General features: G+C 69.1%; 1 protein-coding gene. It reads right to left on the bottom strand.

The genetic code is table 11. From position 1 onward, the window contains the following. Positions 1-978 (bottom strand): transposase (locus tag TBIF_RS24520; protein ID WP_268746914.1); only part of this gene is annotated, 978 nt, incomplete at its 3' end. Positions 979-1,030: the final 52 nt, after the last annotated feature.

Genomic DNA, 1,030 nt, shown 5'->3' with positions numbered 1-1,030 from the left:
TTCCTTGGTGATCGCCCGATGCTTGTGCTCCATCGTCCCGGAGGACCAGTTCGACGGGGTGAACCCGCAATACGCCGCGAAGTCCTCGGCCCGGGCGAACCGGGAGCCGTCGCCGAGCCACCCGCGAATCGTCGCCGCGGTGACCGGCCCGGTGCCCGGCACCGACAGCAGCAGCTCGTCAGGGCCGTAGAACGCGTGCCAGAGCTGCTGGAGCTGCTCTGAGTAGCGGTCGAAGCGGCGGGTCGCGTCGTCGATGTCCTCGAGCATCCCGGCGACCTTGATCTGCCAGAAGCCGAGGTCGTAGTAGCCGTCGAGGATGCGGACCCAATCACTCGCGGCGCCGCGCAGCTGGTCGGCGATCTGCTCGTGGCGGCCGCCGCAGTACGAGTGCTCGCGCAGCACGCCGGCGACGGTGGCGCGGCGTGCCCGGGCGAGTGCGCGCAGGTCTGGCCAGCGTCCCAACACCGCGAGGGTGCGGGTGCGCGAGCCGGCGAGGATCTTGTCGATGTCCGGGACCGTCGCCGCGACATACGATCGGAGCCTGCGCCAGCATTGGTCCAGGTGCACCCGCGCGTCGGCTCGGGAGAGCGCCGAGCGTTTGATCGCCTCGGCGCCGCCCTCGTCCCGGGCGAGGGGCTCGAGGTCGAACAGGTCGAGCGCTTTGGCCAGCAGGTGCGCGTCGATCACATCTGATTTGTTCTTGCCGGCCACCGCGGCCCGCAGACGGGCGGAGTGCTTGGTCCCGATCAAATAGAAGCGGGCTCCCGCGGTGCCGACGGCGGCATGAATGCCGACCCAGGTCATCGAGGTCGGCTCGGCGATCACGTCGACGGGCACGCTGACCGCGGTGAGCATCCGGGTTAAGGCGTCCATCCCAGCGGCAGTGCTGGGAATGGTTGTGCGCGTGGTCTTCTCGGTGCCGTCGTCGCGGTATTCGATGAGTTCGCATTGGTGGCTGGCGGTGATCGCGCAGTCGATCCCGGCGCGGGCGCGGATAGTGGTGGGATCATGGGTGGTGCCTATGGAGGTC

This window comes from Tomitella biformata AHU 1821 (assembly GCF_000524475.1).
GTDB classification, from domain to species: Bacteria; Actinomycetota; Actinomycetes; order Mycobacteriales; family Mycobacteriaceae; genus Tomitella; species Tomitella biformata.
This window is presented reverse-complemented; position numbering and strand designations above follow the sequence as displayed.